Source organism: uncultured Mucilaginibacter sp. (genome assembly GCF_937859865.1).
GTDB lineage: Bacteria > Bacteroidota > Bacteroidia > Sphingobacteriales > Sphingobacteriaceae > Mucilaginibacter_A.
The window spans coordinates 48906-65320 of record NZ_CALMAT010000121.1 but is presented as its reverse complement, the minus strand read 5'-3'; the positions used below and the strand labels follow the sequence as shown (position 1 = coordinate 65320).

The 16415-nt window shown below is 42.8% G+C and carries 15 protein-coding genes; 7 read left to right on the top strand and 8 right to left on the bottom strand.

What is annotated here, in order from left to right; genetic code table 11:
• A partial coding sequence (locus tag Q0192_RS13215) for a hypothetical protein (RefSeq protein ID WP_299289960.1) occupies window positions 1-248 on the top strand: 248 nt, incomplete at its 5' end.
• 65 nt (window positions 249-313) lie between these two features.
• On the opposite strand, the gene Q0192_RS13210 is transcribed toward Q0192_RS13215, so the two are convergent.
• Window positions 314-883, bottom strand: coding sequence for a GNAT family N-acetyltransferase (locus Q0192_RS13210; protein WP_299289959.1), 570 nt, complete (start codon window positions 881-883; stop codon window positions 314-316).
• A gap of 34 nt (window positions 884-917) precedes the next feature.
• Here Q0192_RS13210 and hisS point away from each other — a divergent pair, with 34 nt between their 5' ends.
• Window positions 918-2468: a histidine--tRNA ligase gene (gene hisS / locus Q0192_RS13205; RefSeq protein ID WP_299289958.1), complete on the top strand. Its 1551-nt coding sequence runs from the start codon at window positions 918-920 to the stop codon at window positions 2466-2468.
• A 164-nt stretch (window positions 2469-2632) separates the two neighbouring features.
• Here the strand turns inward: hisS and efp are convergent, their stop codons facing one another.
• The 6 genes from efp to Q0192_RS13175 all read right to left on the bottom strand — a co-directional run bounded on the left by efp (window position 2633) and on the right by Q0192_RS13175 (window position 8479).
• A complete protein-coding gene (gene efp / locus Q0192_RS13200; protein ID WP_299289957.1) occupies window positions 2633-3193 on the bottom strand; it encodes an elongation factor P in 561 nt (186 codons plus the stop codon).
• Window positions 3194-3287: 94 nt separating this feature from the next.
• Window positions 3288-3914: an ABC transporter ATP-binding protein gene (locus tag Q0192_RS13195; RefSeq protein WP_299289956.1), complete on the bottom strand. Its 627-nt coding sequence runs from the start codon at window positions 3912-3914 to the stop codon at window positions 3288-3290.
• 6 nt (window positions 3915-3920) lie between these two features.
• Window positions 3921-4712, bottom strand: coding sequence for an acyl-ACP--UDP-N-acetylglucosamine O-acyltransferase (lpxA, locus tag Q0192_RS13190; RefSeq protein WP_299289955.1), 792 nt, complete (start codon window positions 4710-4712; stop codon window positions 3921-3923).
• Window positions 4709-6109, bottom strand: a complete 1401-nt coding sequence (locus Q0192_RS13185) for a bifunctional UDP-3-O-[3-hydroxymyristoyl] N-acetylglucosamine deacetylase/3-hydroxyacyl-ACP dehydratase (RefSeq protein WP_299289954.1) — start codon at window positions 6107-6109, stop codon at window positions 4709-4711. Before Q0192_RS13185 ends, lpxA begins: the two co-directional genes overlap by 4 nt.
• A 13-nt stretch (window positions 6110-6122) precedes the next feature.
• The gene (gene lpxD, locus Q0192_RS13180; RefSeq protein WP_299289953.1) at window positions 6123-7190 is read right to left on the bottom strand and encodes a UDP-3-O-(3-hydroxymyristoyl)glucosamine N-acyltransferase; all 1068 of its coding nucleotides are present in this window, start codon (window positions 7188-7190) and stop codon (window positions 6123-6125) included.
• A 62-nt stretch (window positions 7191-7252) separates the two neighbouring features.
• Entirely contained in the window at window positions 7253-8479 is a 1227-nt protein-coding gene (locus Q0192_RS13175) for an HD domain-containing protein (RefSeq protein WP_299289952.1), read from the bottom strand.
• A gap of 299 nt (window positions 8480-8778) precedes the next feature.
• Here Q0192_RS13175 and Q0192_RS13170 point away from each other — a divergent pair, with 299 nt between their 5' ends.
• A complete protein-coding gene (locus tag Q0192_RS13170; RefSeq protein ID WP_299289951.1) occupies window positions 8779-10332 on the top strand; it encodes a PglZ domain-containing protein in 1554 nt (517 codons plus the stop codon).
• Between the two features lie 67 nt (window positions 10333-10399).
• Here the strand turns inward: Q0192_RS13170 and Q0192_RS13165 are convergent, their stop codons facing one another.
• Window positions 10400-12535, bottom strand: a complete 2136-nt coding sequence (locus tag Q0192_RS13165) for a S9 family peptidase (RefSeq protein WP_299289950.1) — start codon at window positions 12533-12535, stop codon at window positions 10400-10402.
• 199 nt (window positions 12536-12734) lie between these two features.
• On the opposite strand from Q0192_RS13165, the gene pxpB reads away from it, so the two are divergent.
• The 4 genes from pxpB to Q0192_RS13145 are packed head-to-tail and all read left to right on the top strand — an operon-like array spanning window position 12735 to window position 16411.
• Entirely contained in the window at window positions 12735-13463 is a 729-nt protein-coding gene (pxpB, locus tag Q0192_RS13160) for a 5-oxoprolinase subunit PxpB (protein ID WP_299289949.1), read from the top strand.
• The gene (locus Q0192_RS13155) at window positions 13438-14469 is read left to right on the top strand and encodes a biotin-dependent carboxyltransferase family protein (RefSeq protein ID WP_299289948.1); all 1032 of its coding nucleotides are present in this window, start codon (window positions 13438-13440) and stop codon (window positions 14467-14469) included. Before pxpB ends, Q0192_RS13155 begins: the two co-directional genes overlap by 26 nt.
• Window positions 14470-14471: 2 nt before the next feature.
• On the top strand, window positions 14472-15236 hold the full coding sequence (locus tag Q0192_RS13150; protein WP_299289947.1) for a 5-oxoprolinase subunit PxpA: 765 nt from the start codon (window positions 14472-14474) through the stop codon (window positions 15234-15236).
• Window positions 15233-16411 (top strand): NRAMP family divalent metal transporter, encoded by a 1179-nt coding sequence (locus Q0192_RS13145; RefSeq protein ID WP_299289946.1) that lies wholly within the window; start codon window positions 15233-15235, stop codon window positions 16409-16411. Before Q0192_RS13150 ends, Q0192_RS13145 begins: the two co-directional genes overlap by 4 nt.
• Window positions 16412-16415 lie beyond the last annotated feature (4 nt).

Here is a 16415-nt window from a genome sequence, read left to right as displayed (position 1 = left end):
ATAACATGATTAGAGAAATTGTAGAAGTAACAGAAAACACATTCGTTTTAAAATTTCCAGATGAATTAATTGGAAAAAAGGTTGAAATTACAGCTTCTGAAATTGTAGAAAACCAACTTAATCCTCTGTCAACTGAAATTCCTTTTAACCCTGATAAATTAAAAGACATACAAGAGCGGTACGATAAACTTCCTCGGATTTCGCACGAGAATTATAAGTTCGACCGGGAACGAGGCCAACAATTATGAATAATATTTTTGTTGATTCTAACATTATGCCATTATCAATCCATTTTTGCCACTTAAAGACCAAATCAATATAAATCCGCTTTATTTAATTTAAAAAAAGCAGCTTCTGCACCAAACCGGTTTATATTTTCCTGCCTGCGTAACCCTGCTTTTTCTAAAACATACTGCGAACCCACATTTTCCAATGATGTTACGGCAACAATTTCTTGCGTATTGGTTTTATCAAAAGCATAACTGATCAAAGCTTTTGCCATAGCCGTTGCAATACCTTTTCCCCAATATTTTTTGTGCAGCGCGTAGCCAATTTCTACCGGTCCGCTTTCATTAAAATACCGCAGCAAACACATGCCGATGAAGTCGTTGTCTGCTGCATTAAAAATTCCCCATTTTCCTAAAACTTCGCCTGCGGTATAATCCTGCAAAGCAGCTTTAAAAATCTGTCGGGTTTCTTCTTGGGTACGTTTTGGGAGATACAACGCAACTTCAGCATCAGCCCAAAGATCAACATACATATTTTTTTCTTCGGGCAAAAACTGACGGATAATAAACCGAGAATTTTGGGCGATAACAGTTTCCATAGCCAGCAAAACTAAAAATATTACGCCAACTAATTGTGGGGCAAAGCAATTGCGCAATTTTGCGCTGACCCATTTTTTTTACCTTTGCGGCATGGCATCCAACAAAATAGCTGTACCGAAAGGCACGCGCGATTTCTCTCCCGCCGAAATGGCCAAACGCAATTACATTTTTGATACGATAAAAACAATATTCCGCAAATACGGCTACCAGGAAATACAAACGCCTTCGATGGAAAACCTGGAAACTTTAACCGGGAAATATGGCGAGGAAGGTGATAAGTTGATTTTTAAGATTTTGGATAGTGGTGAATTTTTAGAAAAAACAACAACTATTGCAGAGCTTCAAGAATTACTTGAAATGACTTATGAAACATTGGAGCAACAAGCAATTATTGAAAATGAATTAAAAAAGTCAGAAACAAATTCTATTGAGATTCCAAAACTTACTTTACAAGAATTGGAGAATTTTACATTATTACAAACTGCCTATAGAACAAACGTGATAAATTATGTCAAAGAATACTTGACATCCAAAAACTTATTAAGACAAATATCCGAAAAAGCCCTTCGCTACGACCTAACCGTTCCCTTCGCTCGTTACGTGGTTTCTCACCAAAGCGAAATCACTTTTCCCTTCAAACGTTTCCAGGTGCAGCCAGTTTGGCGTGCAGATCGTCCGCAAAAAGGCCGTTACCGCGAGTTTTACCAATGCGATGCCGATGTGGTTGGTTCTGATTCTTTGTTAAACGAAGCTGAATTTATCCTGATTTATGATGAAGCTCTGAGCAATTTCGGCTTGAAAGATTTTACCATTAAAATTAACAACCGAAAAATCTTATTAGGCATTGCTGAAATTATCGGCAAACCAGAATTGATTGTGGACATGACCATCGCCATAGATAAGTTAGATAAAATCGGCATGGAAGGCGTAAACAAAGAATTGCTGGAACGTGGTTTTACCGAAGGAGACCTGCAAAAATTAACGCCAATAATTTTATTAAAAGGAAGCAACGACGACAAATTATCTGCCTTAAAAGAAGTATTACAATCGTCTGAAATTGGTTTAAAAGGAATTGAAGAACTCGATACTGTTTTTACCTATCTAAAAAATGTGCCGTTAAAAACAGCAAAACTGGAACTGGATATTACGCTTGCACGCGGTTTAAATTATTATACTGGTGCAATTTTCGAAGTTAAAACAAACGAAGTTGCCATAGGCAGCATTGGCGGCGGCGGACGTTATGATGATTTAACAGGTATGTTTGGCCTGAAAAACTTAACCGGTGCCGGGATTTCTTTTGGTGCCGACCGCATTTACGACGTGCTGGAAGAACTGAAACTTTTCCCCGAAGATGCCACGCAGGGTACGCAAGTTTTAATTTGCTGTTTCGATCGGGAATTTGAAAACTACGGTTTCCGGTTGGTTAATCAATTGCGCGAAAAGAAAATCCGGGCAGAGTTGTATCCGCCGGGCGCAAAAATCAAGAAGCAGTTGGATTATGCCAACAACAAAAAAATCCCTTACACCATCGTCATCGGCAGCGAAGAAATGCAAAGCGGTTTGCTTTCATTAAAAAACATGCAAACCGGCGAGCAGCAAAAGCTTCCGGTGGATGCGATTTTGGAGAAGTTATTGGCGTAAGTTTTTTTGTCATTCGGCTTGTTTTTTGTCATTTCGATTCAAAGGGAGAAATCGCTTTCAACAACACAATTTAAATTGATTGAAATAAGATCTCTCTCTTTGGTCGAGATGACAATGCATATACGTAAACAGCACTAATTTTATGCCGGTAAAAGAAGCATTGCTTACTTCACACGCTCTACATAATTGCCGGTTGCCGTATCTACCTTAACTTTATCGCCCAGGTTGATAAACAAAGGCACTTTTATCTCGGCACCGGTTTCTACCGTTGCATTTTTTAAGGCACCGGTTGAGGTATCGCCTTTCACGGCAGGCTCGGTATAAGTAATTTCCAATTCGGCCGAAGCAGGCGCTTTGGCCATAATCGGTTCATCACTTTCAAAAGCAACAATTACATTCGCGCCTTCTTTTAAAAATTTAACCGCATTGCCGAACAAAAACTTCGGCACGTTAAACTGCTCATACGTCGCGTTGTCCATCACCACCAAATCATTGCCGTCTTCATACAAATACTGGTAATCGCTGGTTTCTACACGGGCAATTTCAACTTCCTCATCTGTACGAAAGCGGTATTCTACCAGCTTTCCGCTTTTTACGTTGCGCATACGTGCTTGGTAAAAAGCGCGCAAATTTCCCGGCGTACGGTGGATAAATTCTTCTACTTGCACCAACTCGCCGTTGAAACGCAGTACATTGCCATTTTTTATATCAGATGCTTTGGCCATAAATTATATTTAAAGAGCCGCAAAATTAGCAATCGGCCGGAAAGAAACAAAAGCGGATGTTGCCACCAATGATTTTATACCGGTAAAAACAGTATCAACTTTTTTTCTTGTAATCCGAAATATGCAAACGGTTCTGGCAAAACTGATATTCATGTTCCTGGTTAGAGCAGATTATGGTGAGGCGATTGGCGGAAAATTGCTCAACCAATTGCAAATACCAGTTGATGCCTTGCGTGTCGAGGTTGGCCGTTGGTTCGTCCAACATCAACAAAGGCGTATCGGTACAAAAAGCAAGCGCTAATTTTACACGCTGTTTCATCCCGGAAGAAAAATAACGAAGCAGTTTGTTTTTGCTGCTTTCCATTTGCAACAGTTCGATGATTTTATTCCGGTTGATGCCGTTTTGGTAGGTTTTAAATTGAAAATGGAAATCAATGATCTCACTCAAAGTAAATTCTTCGATCAATTCCAAATAAGGCGCGGCCAAACTTACATGCTGGTAAACCTGCTCAATCTCAACAATTTTTTGCCGATAAAAGAAGCATATTTTTCCTTCGGAAGGCGACAAACTTCCATTTAAAATTTGAAGTAAAGTTGATTTGCCCGAACCGTTGATGCCCAAGATGGCATAAGTTTGGGCCGATGAAAAAGTATAATTGATATTTCTGAAAATCCAATCTCGGTTAAAACGCCGGCCCAGGTTTTCAAGAACGATCTCCATCAAACATTAAAAAGAAGAAGGGTTGCCGAAACCTTTCATAATGCCGCGGTTTGAATTTCTGATAAAATCCAATATTTCATCACGGATTTCTGTGGGCTGGCGTTCGGCTTCAATCATGTACAAAGCATTGCTCAGGTTCAAACGCTTCACAAAAATTGTCCGGTAAATATCTTGGATTTCGTTGATTTGATCAGAAGAATAACCTCTCCGGCGCAAACCAACCGAATTGATGCCGACGTAAGACAAAGGTTCGCGGGCAGCTTTTACATACGGCGGCACATCTTTACGGACCAAAGAACCGCCCGTAACAAAAGCGTGCGCACCAATATGGCAAAACTGATGAACGGCAACCATACCGGCCAAAACCACAAAATCATCAATACTGACGTGGCCGGCCAAAGTAGTATTGTTCGAGAAAATGCAATTGTTGCCGATTTTGCAATCGTGGCCCACATGGCAATAAGCCATGATGAGGCAATTATTGCCAACGGTGGTTTTCCAGCGGTCTTTGGTGCCGCGGTTAATGGTTACGCATTCGCGGATGGTGGTGTTGTTGCCAATTTCAACTGTGGTTTTTTCGCCGGCAAATTTTAAATCTTGCGGAATGGCCGAAATAACAGCACCCGGAAAAATGCGGCAGTTTTTGCCAATCCGCGCGCCGTCCATGATGGTTACGTTTGATCCGATCCAGGTTCCTTCGCCAATTTCCACGTCGCCATAAATGGTAACAAACGGCTCAACCGTTACCGTTTCGGCTATTTTTGCTTCGGGATGAATATGTGCTAAAGGTTGAATCATGCGTTTTTGTATCTAACGATTTGCGCCATCAACTCGGCTTCTACCACAATTTTTTCGCCCACAAAACCAATGCCTTTCATCTGCGCAATGCCTCGGCGAATGGGCGCCAGTAAATCGCAACGGAAAACCAAAGTATCGCCTGGCAAAACTTTGTCTTTAAAACGCGCATTTTCTATCTTTAAAAACAGGGTTAACCAATTTTCAGGATCGGGAACAGTATTTAGCACCAAAATTCCGCCGGTTTGCGCCATCGCTTCAATCTGCAAAACACCTGGCATTACGGGCGCACCAGGAAAATGGCCTGCAAAGAAAGGCTCGTTCATGGTAACTGCTTTTACACCAACAACGTGGGTTTTGGTCAGTTCCATGATTTTGTCAATCAGCAGCATGGGCGGCCGGTGCGGCAAAATATTCATGATCTGAACCGTATCATAAACTGGTTTGGCATTCGGATTGTAATAATGGTAGCTTTTTTTACCACGCTCTTTTTTGATTAGTGCCTTTATTTTTTTGGCAAAAGCGATGTTGGCTGCATGGCCGGGACGCGCTGCCATAATGTGGCCTTTTAACGGCACGCCAACCAAAGCCAAATCGCCAATCATGTCTAATAATTTGTGGCGCGCGGGTTCGTTTTGATGCCTTAATTCGATGTTGTTTAAAATCCCTTGCGGTGCAACATCAATGTCTTTCCGGTTAAATAAAGTTGCCAAATGCTGTAGTTCTTCCCGGTTAACTTCACGGTCAACCACCACAATGGCGTTATTGATATCGCCGCCTTTGATGAGGTTATGCTTCAGCAGCATTTCCAGTTCGTGTAAAAAACAAAAGGTACGGCAGGAAGCAATTTCTCTTCGGAATTCGGAAATGGTAGAAATAGTAGCATGTTGCGTACCCAGTACAGGCGAATTATAATCAACCATGCAGGTAAAACGGTAATCATCCAAAGGCATGGCCACCATATCCACTTTGCGGTCAGGCTCAGAATAATGGATATTATGCGGAATGTTAAAATATTCGCGGTCGGCCTCCTGTTCTTTAAAACCAACCTCCAACAAAGCATCTACATATTGTATAGCACTGCCGTCCATAATTGGTGTTTCCGGGCCGTCCAAATCAATCAAAACATTATCTACTTCCAGGCCAACCAAAGCAGCAAGCACATGTTCAACGGTATTTACAAAAGCACCGTTTTGGCTGATTGTTGTTCCACGCGAAGTATCTGTAACGTTATCAACATCGGCATCAATTACCGGCTGCCCTTCAATATCTATCCTTCTAAACTTAAAACCGTGATTTTCTGGTGCCGGGCGAAAAGTCATGGTTACTTTTTCTCCGGTATGCAAGCCGGTTCCCGATACAGAAGCCTCGGTTCTAATTGTTCGTTGTTTTACATTCATACTCATCAAATCTTTATTGCCCGGATTTTAAGTTTTGAAGCTCCGTTTCCTGCTGTAACATCGCCAGTTGCTTTTCCAGCGCGACTATTTTTTTCTCGATTTCCGGCAAGCGCATCAACACCACCTGCGACCGCATATGATCTTGATAATTGGTTGCCGGTGCGCCTGCCCATTTTTTGTTTTCTTCGTTGATTGACCTGCTGATGCCAGATTGCGCCTGCACCTGCGACCCTTTTGCAATATTGATATGGCCAACCACACCAACCTGGCCACCCAAAATTACGTTCTCGCCAATTTTTGTGCTGCCCGAAATTCCGGTTTGTGCTGCAACAACGGTGTTCGGCCCAATTTCTACATTATGTGCAATCTGGATCAAATTATCCAATTTCACGCCTTTTCGGATGATCGTTGAACCCATCGTTGCACGGTCAATCGTAGTATTGGCGCCAACTTCTACGTCATCTTCAATAATGACGTTTCCAATCTGGCTAACTTTCTGGTAACTGCCATCTGCCTGGGGCGCAAAGCCAAAACCATCGCCGCCAATAATGACGCCCGAATGGATGATGACATTGTTGCCGATGACACAATCAAAATAAATTTTTACACCGGCAAACAAAGTAACATTGCTGGCCAGGCGTACGTTATCGGCCAAAAAAGAATTTGGGTAGATGCGGCAATGATCGCCAATTTTAACATTCGGGCCGATATATGTAAAAGCGCCAATGTAAACGTCCTGGCCAATTTGTGCCGAAGGATGGATAAAACTCGGCTGCTCGATGCCAGCTTTGGCCAATTTGCTTTGGTTATATTTTTCGAGCAAAACAGAAATGGCCACATATGGGTTTTCTACGCGGATTAAGGTGGAAGCAACCGGCTCTGTTAAAACCTGCTCGTTACTGATGATGACGACTGAAGCTTTGGTGGTATATAAATACTGCTCGTATTTTGGGTTGGCCAAAAAAGACAACGAACCTTCTTCTGCTTCTTCAATTTTCGCTAACTGGTCAACCGTTACTTCAGGCTTACCTTCAACAGTGCCGTTTAACAATAAGCTGATCTCAAGTGCGGTAAATTGCATCGGACAAATTTAATTCTAAATATCAAAGCAGCAAATTATTAAGCCTGCCGCCAGAAGTATTGTTACAAACCTTTAATTACGCACAGCACGTATTTGATGACGCGTTTTGACAAGGAAATTAAATTGGAATTATCGCTGGCATCGGCAATATCCTGCACTTCGCCGTTCTTCAGCAAAATTCGGATGTTTTCGTCACCAACTTTATACGCATCGTTTACTACCCGGTCTGTAAATACGTAATAACCGGCATCTTCTTCATCCACCAAACCAAATTTTTTGATGGCCTTTTGTTTTAATTCCACCGTTTGATCTAAAGCTGGCGGCATATTGCTGAGTTCTACTTTATACAAATTTCGGTTTATAAAACGTGTGCAGAGGTCAGACAAGATAAAATCCGAATGGTTTACCCAAACTTTGATGGCCGATAAAATATCGGTATCATCCAAACTGATAAAAGCATCCAAATGCTTTGGCTCCAGCACAAATGCTTCTTTTACCACACTTTTATTAAGGAAGTGCGCCAATGCAGGCGTTGCAAACAAAACCGCACCGCTTAAAGCCATTTCGCGGCTGCGTTCTAAAATTTTAACCAGCAGCATTTCGGCAGCAATCACAGTTTTATGCAGATAAACCTGCCAGTACATCAAACGGCGCGCAATCAAGAATTTTTCTACGGAGTAAATGCCTTTTTCTTCCACCACAATATGGTCATCGCGCACATTCAGCATTTTCAAAATCCGATCAAAACTGATCACGCCTTCGGAAACGCCGGTAAAAAAGCTGTCTCGGTTGAGGTAATCCATCCGGTCAATATCCAACTGGCCCGAAACCAACTGGTGCAAAAAGTGCCGCGGATAAGTATCGTTAAAAATTCGGATCGCCATTTCCAATTGCCCGTCAAATTCTTTGTTCAGCCGGTCCATTAGCAAACGGGAAATCATTTCGTGCGATACTCCTTTTACCAAGGTATTTTCGAGGGCGTGCGAAAACGGGCCGTGGCCAATATCATGCAGCAGAATGGCAATTTCTACGGCTTGCTCTTCCTCCGCAGAAATTTCCACGTCTTTAGTTCGCAACGTTTCAACCGCCAAACCCATCAAATGCAACGCGCCCAACGCATGGTGAAAACGCGTGTGCAAAGCGCCGGGATAAACCAAATGCGTCATTCCCAATTGTTTGATGTAGCGCAAACGCTGGAAATAACGGTGTTCTACCAGGTCAAAAATCAGGTCGGTTGGTATGTTGATGAACCCGTAAACCGGGTCATTGATTATTTTCTTTTTATTCAAAATTTAGGTTTTAAATACGAAACGCTGCTCAATAAGTTGTTAGAACTTTTTTCCGGCCTATGCTTCTTTTACCCTATAAAAATTGGTGTGTGTACTGCAGCCTAAACAAATCAAAAAACCGGCATATACCAATTTTTATGCGATAAAAGAAGCATGGGCAAAGTACAAAAGAATTAGTTAAACAAATCCAAAGTAAACCTAACTTAGCAGTAAAAAATTTGTGTTAAATTTTGTTAATTTATATGGCCTTGGCAACAAAATGTTGCAACACGGGTTCTAAACCTTAAATAACCACCAACATGCAGGATACTACTATTTTATGGGCCGATGACGAAATTGATTTGCTGAAACCTCATATCCTTTTTTTAAGCGAAAAAGGCTACCAAATTAAAACCGCAACAAACGGGACTGACGCGGTTGATACTTTCAAAAACAACAATATAGACCTTGTTTTTTTGGACGAAAATATGCCGGGCCTAACTGGTTTGGAAACGCTTACCGAGATTAAAAACATCAACGCGGATGTGCCGATCGTGATGATTACCAAAAGTGAGGAAGAGCACTTGATGGAAGATGCCATCGGTTCTAAAATTGATGATTACCTGATCAAACCGGTTAACCCGAAACAGATTTTGCTGACGATTAAAAAGCTGACCGAAAACAAGCGTTTGGTTACGGCAAAAACCACGATGGCTTACCAACAAGATTTCCGGACGCTGGGCATGACTTTGAACGATAATTTAAGTTACCAGGAATGGGTTGATGTTTATAAAAAGCTGATTTACTGGGAGCTGGAGCTGGAAAAACTGGAAGATGCGGGAATGCACGATATCCTGACTTTGCAAAAGGCAGAAGCCAACACGCAGTTTTCCAAATTCATCGAGAAAAATTATTTAAAATGGGTGAAAGAGCCGGAAACCTCGCCAATGCTTTCGCCGCAAATGTTTAAGAAAAAGGTTTTTCCGCACTTAAATGCAACCAGCCCGACTTTCTTTATTCTGATTGATAATTTGCGTTACGATCAATACCGAATCATCCATCCCATTATTTCAGAATATTTTAGGCTGGAGGAAGAAGATACGTATTTCAGTATTTTGCCAACGGCCACGCAATATGCGCGTAACTCTATTTTTGCCGGTTTGATGCCGTTGGATATGGAAAAACGTTTCCCCGAAATGTGGCAGAACGACGAAGACGAAGGCGGAAAAAACCTGTTTGAAGAGCAGTTTCTGGCCGATCAGATCAAACGCACTTTGCGCCGCGATTGCAAATTTTCGTACCACAAAATATTGAATATTGATGAAGGCCGCGCTTTGAACGAATCCATTAATAATTTGATGCAGAACGAGTTGAACGTGGTGGTTTATAACTTTGTGGATATGCTTTCGCACGCGCGGACAGATATGCAAATGATCCGCGAACTGGCCAGCGGCGATGCGGCTTACCGCTCGTTAACGCTTTCTTGGTTTGAACATTCGCCGCTGTTTGATTTGTTGAAATATTTGGCACAAAAACAGGTAAAAGTGGTCATCACGACAGACCATGGAACGATACGCGTTAAAAACCCAAGCAAAATCATTGGCGACCGAAATACGAACACCAACCTGCGCTACAAACAAGGCAAAAACTTAAATTATAACGCCAAAGAAGTTTTTCACATCCGCAACCCGCACGATGCGATGCTGCCGAAACTGCATGTCAGTTCCAGTTTTGTGTTTGCCAAGGAAGATAAATACTTCGTTTACCCCAACAATTTTAACCATTTCGTTAACTTTTACAACGAAACGTTTCAGCACGGCGGCATTTCGATGGAAGAAATGATCATCCCGATTGCCACTTACGGGCCTCGGTAAAAAAAGCCGATACTGTTTTTATGCCGGTAAAAACAGTATCAGCTTAAATCAATTATAGGTGAGGGAATTATAAACTTTGCTGCGTTCCTTCCAGTGTAAACAAAAACGCATAAATCAAAGCAATGTCTTTTAAATAATCAAAGCGGCCGCTTGCCCCGCCGTGTCCGAATTCCATATTGGTGTGGAGGAGGACGACATTTTTGTCCGTTTTCATGTCGCGCAGTTTGGCTACCCATTTTGCCGGTTCAAAATATTGCACCTGGCTATCGTGCAAACCGGTTGTAACTAAAATATTCGGGTAGTTTTTTCGCTCTACATTTTCGTACGGACTGTAACTTTTCATGTACGTGTAAGATTCTTTGTTTTTCGGGTTTCCCCATTCATCAAACTCGTTGGTAGTAAGCGGAATGCTTTCATCCAGCATCGTATTCACCACATCCACAAAAGGAACCTGGGCAATAACACCGTGCCATAAATCGGGAGCCATATTAGCAACGGCACCCATCAGCAAACCGCCTGCGCTTCCGCCTTGCGCATACAAATGTTGTTTACCGGTGTATTTTTCTTTCACCAAATATTCGCCGCAATCAATAAAATCGGTAAACGTGTTTTTCTTGTTCATCATTTTACCGTTTTCGTACCATTGGCGGCCCAAATCCTGTCCGCCGCGGATATGCGCGATGGCAAAAACAAAGCCCCGGTTTAGCAAACTTAAACGGCTGCTGTTAAAACTTGCATCCGTGCTGATGCCGTAACTGCCGTAAGCATAAAGCAGCAAAGGCGCTTTGCCATCTTTCTTAAAACCTTTTTTGTACACCAAAGAAACCGGAACTTTTGTGCCATCTTTTGCCGTAACATAAAAGCGCTCGGTAACATAATCTTTCGGATTGTAACCGCCCAAAACTTCCTGCTGTTTCATCAGCTTTTTGGTGTGGGTAACCATATTATAATCGTAAACAGAACTTGGCGTGGTTAAAGAAGTATAGCCGTAACGCAAATTGGTGCTGTTGTATTCTGGATTGGCACCGAAGTTTGCCGAATAAGCCGCTTCGCCAAAATCTATAAAATGTTCAGAATTGTCTTTCAGGTTTCGGATGCGCATCTTCACCAAACCTTCTTTGCGTTCGTTGATCACGATAAAACCTTTAAACTCTTCCACGCCTTGCAGCAGCACATCAGCCCGAACCGGAATCACTTCTTTCCAGTTTTCTGCAGAAGTTTTATTAAGCGGACATTCCATCAACTTAAAATTTTTGGCGCCGTCTTTATTTGTACGGATCAAAAATTTATCGGCCAGCGGCGTAACATCGTACAAAACTTCTTTCATCCGGGGCTGAAAAACAGCGAAAGTGCCATTCGGATTGCCTGCATCCAGCATCCGCACTTCCGAAGAAAGCGTGGCCTGCGAGTAAATCAAAATAAACCGGTCGTTTTTACTTTTATCCACATGGATGTAATTGCTTTTGTCTTTTTCCTCATAAACAACCGGATCGGTAGCGGCATCGGCGCCTAACGTATGGCGTTTAATTTTTTCGGACAATAACGTAACCAGATTTTTGGCCGTGTAAAAAAGGGTTTTGTTATCGTTTGCCCAGCACGGGTCGGCTTCGGTGTTTTGCACCGCATCTTTTAACATTTCGCCCGTTTCCAGGTTTTTTACGCGGATGGTGTATTGTCTCCGGCTCACTTCGTCCACACCAAAAGCCAGCAGTTTATTGTCTTCGCTCACGCTAAAACCCGAAACCGCGTAATAAGGATGGCCTTCCGCCATTTGGTCCACATCCAGCAAAACTTCTTCTTTCGCCGTTAAGCTGCCTTTTTTACGGCAATATTTATAGTATTCTTTGCCGTTTTCGGTGCGCGTGTAGTAGTAATAACCGTTTTTAAAAACCGGCACACTTTCGTCCTGTTCTTTAATCCGCGCTTTCATTTCGGCAAACAAATCAGATTGCATTTTTTTAGTGCCGCCCATCACCGTATCCAGATAAGCATTTTCGGCTTTTAGGTAATTTACCACTTTGGTACTGTCCGGCCCTTTGCCAAAATAATCGTACATCCAGTAATAATTATCCAAAACGCGCTCGCCGTAGATGTCGCGGTAATGTGCCTTTTTTTCGGCTATAGGCGGCGTTGCCGGATGAAATTGTGCTTGGGTTTGAGTCATACAAAAGAACAGCGAAAGTGAAATAAATATCTTTTTCATAAACAATAATTTTTTATGTTGAAGTACGGCCAGCTTTTGAACACTAAAAAAACAGGTGTAAAAGAAGCATGGCTTTCTTTTGTGTAATGATATTGATTCTGCTTAAAAAAAGCAATACTGTTTTTACCGGTATAAATTAGGGATGTTAATTTTTAGCCGATAAAAACAGTATCAAACATTTGTACTAACTTGAACGCGTATGCAAAGCCAGCCAGCGGTTCAACCCAATTTTGATATATATTTTTTAAGCGAACAAGCCGTTACGGTAGCTTTCGGGCCGGAAATCAGCGAAGCCCGATTGCAGCAGATTACTGCTTTTGACCGGTTGATCAGCCAAAATCCTTTTCCCGGTTTTCGATGCTCGGTTCCGGCTTACCATACCATCAGCGTTTTTTATGATCCTTTAAAGGTAAGTAAGAGTGATTTTCCGGGTGTAGATTCTTTTGCAAAAGTTTCCTGGTATTTGCAGAAACTGAAACTTGAGCCGGAAAATATAGTGGTAAAAGAAGCATCTACCATCACTATTCCGGTTTGCTATGGAAACGGTTTCGGGCCGGATTTGGAAGAATTGGCCAAAAGCCACCAGCTTTCCATGGAAGCAATTATCCATCTGCATAGCGCTGCCGTTTACAAAGTTTATATGATCGGTTTTGTGCCCGGTTTTGCTTATTTAGGCGGAATGAATGAAGTGTTGGATACGCCGCGAAAAGCCGTTCCGCGCCAAAAAATACCGGCAGGTTCTGTCGGTATCGCCGGAAAACAAACCGGAATTTACCCGATGGAAACGCCTGGCGGCTGGCAAATTATCGGCCGCACGCCGCTTCAATTATTCGCTGCTGATCGGCCTCAACCTGCTTTGCTTAAGGCTGGCGATAACGTGGTTTTTAAACCTGTTTCTGTTAATGAATTTAAACTCATCAGCTATTAAGGCAATGCAGATCAGCATCATCAAACCCGGTTTGCTTAGCACAATACAAGATCTTGGCCGATATGAATATCTCGCACAAGCTGTCCCGGTTTCCGGGGCGATGGATACTTTAGCGGCAAGAATTGCCAACAAAGCCGTTGGAAATGAAGACGATAAAGCCGTCATCGAATTAACTTATGCTGATGTAAAACTCAAGGCTGATACCGATATTCTGATTGCTTATTCTGGCGATGGCGCGATTTTAAAGGTTGAAAATCAAATCATTCCAACAGACCGTCCGGTTTTTATCCCTGCAAAAACAGTATTGAATTTTGTGCATAACCCAACCGGAAGCCGTACTTATCTTTCCGTTTCCGGCGGTTGGGATGTTCCGCTTGTTTTGGGCAGCAGAAGCACTTTTTTAACGGCCGGTTTTGGTGGTTTTTGGGGAAGGCAAATCAGGCAAGGCGATATTTTAAACAGTTCTGATCAACTTAATTTGGATTCCGCAACTATTTTAGAACGATTGAAAAGCAAAACCATAAATTATCCGAACTGGAGCATTGCCCGTCCGCTTTTTTTATCAGCCGATAAAAAAACAATTCGCATTGTGCCAGCGCAAGAATTTACCTGGTTTGATGGCCGTTCCATTGTCAATTTTTTATCCGAACCTTATACTTTATCGGCACAAAGCAACCGGATGGGTTATCGTTTGGATGGTTTCAAAATTAACCGCGTTATCAAAACCGAACTGCTTTCTACAGCCATTACGCCGGGAACCATCCAAGTAACGGGCAACGGCAGCCTGATTTTGTTGATGGCCGATTGCCAGACCACCGGCGGTTATCCGCGTATTGCCCAAGTTGCCGCGGTGGATTTGCCTTTGTGCGCGCAATTAAAACCCGGCGATAAAATTTATTTTAAAGAAATAAGCAGGCACGAGGCAGAAATGCTGTATCTTGATCGGGAGCGGCAATTGCAAAAGCTGCCGGTTGCCATCAAAAGCAAAATTTATAACACGTTTTGAGTATGCAAACCATTGATTTAAATTGTGATATGGGCGAAGCATTTGGCAATTATCCCATGCCCAATGATGCTGTTTTGTTCGATTTTATTACTTCGGCCAACATTGCCTGCGGCTTCCACGCCGGCGACCCGGAAGTGATGCAGCATACTGTTTTTATGGCCGTAAAAAAAGGCGTGGCCATCGGTGCGCATCCGGGTTTGCCAGATTTACAAGGTTTTGGCCGAAGGGAAATGAAGGTTTCTGCGAACGAAGCTTACCAGATAACACTTTACCAAATTGGCGCTTTATACGGGTTTGTAAAAGCCGCGCAAGGCAAATTGCACCACGTAAAAGCACATGGCGCGCTGTACAACATGGCGGCCAAAGATCCGGCCCTGGCCAAAGCCATTGCAGAAGCGGTGCATGATTTCGACCCAACCTTAATTTTATACGCTTTAGCCGGAAGCGAAATGATTACCGCTGCCAAAAAAACAGGCATAAAAACAGTATCCGAAGTTTTTGCCGACCGCACTTATCAAAACGACGGCTCGTTAACGCCGCGCTCACAAGCCAACGCTTTAATTACCGACGAGCAGCAGTCCATCCAACAAGTCATGCTGATGGTGAAGCAACAACAGGTAATTTCTATTGATAAAAGAAGCATTCCGCTGAAAGCCGAAACGTTGTGTTTGCATGGCGATGGCGCACACGCGGTAGAGTTTGCCAAGCTGATCCATACCAAATTAAAAGCTGAGGACATTACCATTAAAGCGCCTGTTATTGAATGAAAAAACAGAACTGGAGCGTTTTGCTTGGCGCCGCTTTTTTGATGGCCTCTTCGGCTATCGGCCCTGGTTTTTTAACGCAAACCGCCGTTTTCACCGCGCAGTTGGGCGCCAGTTTTGGTTTTGTAATCCTGCTTTCCATCATTTTAGATTCTATTGCGCAATTAAACATCTGGCGCATTATTGCCGTTGCGGATCGTCCCGCACAGGATATTGCTAACCAGGTTTTTCCCGGCTTGGGTTACTTTATTTCTTTTCTAGTTTTTCTGGGCGGCATGGCTTTCAATATCGGCAATATTGCCGGTGCCGGTTTGGGGTTGAATGTTTTGTTTGGCGTAAGTGTTGGCCAGGGCGCGGTGATGAGCGCAATCATGGCCATCGGTATTTTTATCTATCGCGAAGCCGGAAAAGCGATGGATGTTTTCGCTAAAACTATGGGCGGACTGAAAATTCTGTTAGCGCTGTTTATCGCTTATATTAGCAAACCGCCGCTTGCCGAAGCCGTCATCCGTTCTGTCAATCCAACACAATTTAGCTTTACGGCCGTGTTAACTATTGTTGGCGGAACGGTTGGCGGTTACATTACTTTTGCCGGCGCACATCGGTTGCTGGATGCGCGGCTGACCGGACAACAGAACCTTCCGGCCATTAATAAAGGTGCGTTAAGTGCCGTCGGGCTGGCTTCTTTAATGCGTATCCTTTTGTTTATTGCCGCTTTGGGCGTAGTTAGTGCTGGCGGAAAATTGGATCCCGCAAATCCGGCGGCTTCGGTTTTTCAAATTTCAGCAGGTGCGCTTGGTTATAAAAGTTTTGGTTTGGTGATGTTTTCGGCTGGGATTTCCTCGGTTGTTGGTTCTGCTTACACGTCGGTTTCTTTCGTCAGAAGTTTCCATCCGTTCATTCAAAAATACAACCGGCAAATTATTATTGGTTTTATTTTGGTTTCCTGCGTCATCTTTCTGATTATCGGCAAACCGGTAAAAACGCTGCTTACAGTTGGCGCCATCAACGGCTTTATTTTGCCTATTTCTTTAGGGATTATGCTGATTGCCGCTTATCAAACCAAAATCATTTCCAACTACAAACAACCGTTTTGGTTAACAGCCTTGGGCGTTTTAGTGGTTGGAACGATGGCTTGGATGAGTTACGGTGTAATTTTACAATTGATTAAACCTTAATTTT

Bases quoted from the DNA above. Each gene is read 5' to 3' on its own strand.
- hisS (WP_299289958.1), top strand. From the start codon at position 918: ATGGCATCCAACAAAATAGCTGTACCGAAAGGCACGCGCGATTTCTCT.
- efp (WP_299289957.1), bottom strand. From the start codon at position 3,193: ATGGCCAAAGCATCTGATATAAAAAATGGCAATGTACTGCGTTTCAAC.
- Q0192_RS13195 (WP_299289956.1), bottom strand. From the start codon at position 3,914: ATGGAGATCGTTCTTGAAAACCTGGGCCGGCGTTTTAACCGAGATTGG.
- lpxA (WP_299289955.1), bottom strand. From the start codon at position 4,712: ATGATTCAACCTTTAGCACATATTCATCCCGAAGCAAAAATAGCCGAA.
- Q0192_RS13185 (WP_299289954.1), bottom strand. From the start codon at position 6,109: ATGAATGTAAAACAACGAACAATTAGAACCGAGGCTTCTGTATCGGGA.
- lpxD (WP_299289953.1), bottom strand. From the start codon at position 7,190: ATGCAATTTACCGCACTTGAGATCAGCTTATTGTTAAACGGCACTGTT.
- Q0192_RS13170 (WP_299289951.1), top strand. From the start codon at position 8,779: ATGCAGGATACTACTATTTTATGGGCCGATGACGAAATTGATTTGCTG.
- Q0192_RS13165 (WP_299289950.1), bottom strand. From the start codon at position 12,535: ATGAAAAAGATATTTATTTCACTTTCGCTGTTCTTTTGTATGACTCAA.
- pxpB (WP_299289949.1), top strand. From the start codon at position 12,735: ATGCAAAGCCAGCCAGCGGTTCAACCCAATTTTGATATATATTTTTTA.
- Q0192_RS13155 (WP_299289948.1), top strand. From the start codon at position 13,438: ATGAATTTAAACTCATCAGCTATTAAGGCAATGCAGATCAGCATCATC.
- Q0192_RS13150 (WP_299289947.1), top strand. From the start codon at position 14,472: ATGCAAACCATTGATTTAAATTGTGATATGGGCGAAGCATTTGGCAAT.
- Q0192_RS13145 (WP_299289946.1), top strand. From the start codon at position 15,233: ATGAAAAAACAGAACTGGAGCGTTTTGCTTGGCGCCGCTTTTTTGATG.